The 3078-nt window shown below is 39.2% G+C and carries 4 protein-coding genes; all 4 read left to right on the top strand.

The window, feature by feature from the left end:
• The coding region (locus PGS38_RS17345; protein ID WP_270476448.1) for a sigma-70 family RNA polymerase sigma factor at nucleotides 1–524 on the top strand (524 nt) is incomplete at its 5' end.
• 3 nt (nucleotides 525–527) lie between these two features.
• Nucleotides 528–782: a helix-turn-helix domain-containing protein gene (locus tag PGS38_RS17340; RefSeq protein WP_002322727.1), complete on the top strand. Its 255-nt coding sequence runs from the start codon at nucleotides 528–530 to the stop codon at nucleotides 780–782.
• Nucleotides 783–1155: 373 nt separating this feature from the next.
• Nucleotides 1156–1359, top strand: coding sequence for an excisionase (locus PGS38_RS17335; protein WP_002322728.1), 204 nt, complete (start codon nucleotides 1156–1158; stop codon nucleotides 1357–1359).
• A gap of 77 nt (nucleotides 1360–1436) precedes the next feature.
• Entirely contained in the window at nucleotides 1437–2627 is a 1191-nt protein-coding gene (locus PGS38_RS17330) for a site-specific integrase (protein ID WP_003062094.1), read from the top strand.
• The last annotated feature ends 451 nt before the right edge of the window (nucleotides 2628–3078 follow it).

Genomic DNA, 3078 nt, shown 5'->3' with positions numbered 1-3078 from the left:
TTTTTGGGGCAACACAATCCGTCGAATTATTTTGCACTTACCTTATATGGTGCGGAAAGAGGGATAAACACTTTTCAAATCATAAAGGAAAGGAGGTGAGATTGATGAAACCGTCTGACTTCCAGAAAACAGTTCAATGTCGTTTTGAAAGTTGTTTAAAGAAAGTTGTCCGTAGTGTCGTGAAAGATTATTACAAGGAATTAAACCGTCGTAAGAATAAAGAAATATCTTTCAGCGAATTGCCAGATGTCCTTGTTGATAAAATGGCTGTTTGGGACGACTACGAAACAGATTATACAATCTTTTCAGTATGTGGCATTGATATTCGTGTCCTTGATGATGAATTGGCAGAAGCCTTGAAGAAACTTCCAGAAAGAAAACGCAATACTCTGTTGATGTATTACTTCTTGGAAATGACAGAAAGTGAAATTGCCAACTTGCAGAAAATCACGCAAAGCGGTGTATTTAGAAACCGACATCACGCTTTGGAAACTATGAAAAAAATACTCAAGGAGGAACATTAGAAAATGAAACAGTTATTTAAGAAACCGTCTTATTACTTGATTTCATCAGCTATGGACGGAAACGAAAAAGCGATTGAAAAATTACTGGCATTTTATGACCCTTACATATCAAAGTGCTGTTTGCGTTCACTTTATGATGAATACGGCAATGTTTATATCGTTGTAGATATGGAATTAAAAGGACGTATCAGAGAAGCACTTATCAAAATGATTTTAGGTTTTGATATTGAAGATATGGACTTAGAACCAGAAGAATAAGCAGTTTTTAGCGGAGCATGATTTAATATCCCCCTCTTTCCTGCTCTGCCACCTGCTTTTATATGAAAGCAACACGCTTTCACCACAGCTCTTTGACAACTGAATAAAGCAGACAGATACGTTTGTGAGATGGCGAGCCACGGGGACTGTACGCCACGACCTTTTCAAAAGAAAGCGAGCGACCCACGCAGTGATCCGAGAGCGACTGTTGGAAAAGTTGTTTTGCCACGACCTATCCTCACAGAATAATGATACGTCCGCATGGTGCGGTTCTGCCCACAAGAATGGGAATAGTTGAGATACTAATGGAGCTTTCCAAAGCCGTCTGCCTGCTTGTAAAAAACGACACACAGTAAAGGGGGGTGCATAGATTATGAACAATACTGATGTGCCTATTTGGGAAAAATATACGCTGACGGTTGAAGAAGCGTCCAAATACTTCCGCATTGGCGAAAAGAAATTGCGTAAATTAGCCGAAGAAAATCTTGACGCTGGCTGGGTTATCGTGAACGGCAACCGTATTCAGATTAAGCGAAAACAATTTGAAAAAATCATAGATACATTGGACGAAATCTAATGTCATTGAGCCGTAGATATGGTATAATAAATATAGCGTATCACGGCTCGTTCCATGACGGAAAGGAGCTTTACACTATGTCTAATGTAAAACGAAAAGACAGTAAAAATCGCAATTTGCGTAATGGAGAGAGCCAGCGAAAAGACGGAAGATACGTTTATAAATATACCGATATATACGGAAAGCCACAATTTATCTATTCTTGGAAACTTGTACCGACAGACAAGACACCTGCTGGAAAGCGTGATGATATATCGTTGAGGGAAAAAGAAACACAGATTAAAAAAGACCTTAACGACGGTATCGATACAGCAGGCGGTAAAATGACAGTCTGCCAGCTCTACGACAAGAAGAACAGCCAAAGAAAGAACATCAAGAGGGCTACTGAAAAAGGACGACAGTATCTTATGAACGCTCTGAAAAATGACCCATTGGGTATGAGGGCGATTGATACTGTTAAGCAGTCGGACGCTAAAGAATGGGCTATCAGAATGAGCGAAAAAGGATACGCCTATAAAACGATTGATAACTACAAGCGTTCCTTGAAAGCGTCATTTTACATGGCGATACAAGACGACTGTATCAGAAAGAACCCGTTTGAATTTAAGCTAAGTGATGTTCTGGAAGATGATACGGAGCAGAAAGTTATCCTTACACCAGAGCAGGAAGAACGCCTGCTTGCCTTTATGGAAAAGGATAAGATTTACAGCAAGTATTATGATGAGGTTGTGCTTCTGCTGGAAACGGGACTTCGTATTTCTGAATTTTGCGGACTAACGACGCATATTGATATGCAGAACAGAATACTCAATATAGACCACCAGTTATTGAAAGACAGCGAAATCGGCTACTATATTGAAACGCCAAAGACCAAAAACGGAAAACGAGAACTTCCATTGACAGAACGGGCTTATCAAGCAATCCAAAGAATACTAAAGAACAGAGGAAAGGCACAACCGTTGATTGTAGGTGGTTATAGCAATTTCCTATTCTTGAACCGTGAGGGCTTACCTAAAGTTGCAGGAAACTATGAGGGCATGGTGCGAGGACTAATTAAGAAGTATAACAAGTATCACACGGACAAGTTACCGAACATCACACCACATTCATTCCGACATACTTACTGTACGAATATGGCAAACAGAGGAATGAACCCAAACACCCTGCAATATCTTATGGGACACGCTAACATAACCATGACACTTGGCTATTATGCACACGGTACATTTCAATCTGCAAAAGCAGAACTGGAAAGACTGGCTTGTTAATATCGGAGCTTATATTTACTACTCATTTACTACTTTTGGTTGCATTTTCATGCTGGTAAATGCCAGCTTATGCAAGGTATCTTCCAAAAAGAAAATACCGATAAAGCCCTAAAATACGGGATATATCGGCATTTACCAACTTATGAAAAGATAATCAGAAATTTAGTAAGTTTTTAACACAAAAAATCAACTACTTGTTTCAACCCATCGACGTCATCCTTTAACCAACCCATATCAACTTTGATTCCATAATGTGTTCCACTAAACATAATCTTTACCTCCTGTATTCATTGATGTTCTTTTGATGATTAAAGTATACCACCAAATTAGTGGTTTTGAAAAATTATAAAGAGGATTCCTGGAAGAGAGCATATCAACTTAGTGCGACAGCCCCTTTTACTTAACTCTTAAATGAAAAGTCTAATCCCCCAGCTATGCTGGGGAGAATAGA

It is taken from the genome of Fusicatenibacter saccharivorans, from assembly GCF_027667425.1.
Classification (GTDB): Bacteria; Bacillota; Clostridia; order Lachnospirales; family Lachnospiraceae; genus Fusicatenibacter; species Fusicatenibacter saccharivorans.
Note: the sequence above shows the minus strand (reverse complement) of the source record. Positions and strands in the feature narration are given on the sequence as shown.